Source organism: Paracoccus sp. 08 (assembly GCF_024105395.1).
Taxonomy (GTDB): domain Bacteria; phylum Pseudomonadota; class Alphaproteobacteria; order Rhodobacterales; family Rhodobacteraceae; genus Paracoccus; species Paracoccus marcusii.
Genome location: NZ_WEKR01000063.1, coordinates 1 through 603 on the forward strand (window position 1 = coordinate 1; position 603 = coordinate 603).

A 603-nucleotide genomic window follows, 5' to 3' on the forward strand; every position below is an offset into this window, starting at 1 on the left:
GGCCGTGCACAGCCGCGCCGCCGCCGCACGGGCGGAACGCGACGCGGCCGTACCCGCCGAGGACGTCGCACCGACGCTGTCCGACCGCCTGCGCGCCCTGGACCCGGCGCGCCTGCCTGTCCTGGTGGGCGGGCTGGCGCTGTTGCTGGTCGTGGMGCTGCTGTTCCTTGGCCGCCCCGCGCCGCAGGAGGAACTGGCCGAAGCCCCCGTTCCGCAGGCCCCTGTTCAGCAGGAACCTGTCCAGCAGGCGACCGTCGCGGCAGAGCCGCAGCAGACGGCACCGGCCCCGCAAGCGGCCATCCCGGTCGCGCCCGCGACCACGACGCCGGTCGACCCCGCCCCTGTGGCACAGGAACCGCAGACGACGCCCGAACAGCCCGACGCCCTGGATCAGGCCTTGGCCGAGGCGCTGGCACAGGCCCGTACGCCTGCCCCCGCATCGACACCGGTCGCCGTGCCGCCCGCGGCATCGATGATCGCCGATCTCACGGCCGCCCCGGCTGCCACCGCGACCGCCGAAGTTGCGCCCGCCTCGGGGCCGACGCCCGCCGAACCCGCACCCGCAGCGACCACGGCGACCGCCGCGGCACCCGCGACGCCGGC

The 603-nt window shown here is 77.2% G+C and carries 1 pseudogene; it reads left to right on the forward strand.

What is annotated here, in order from left to right:
* Window positions 1–603: pseudogene (locus tag GBO37_RS14035) on the forward strand (hypothetical protein); the annotation flags it as partial.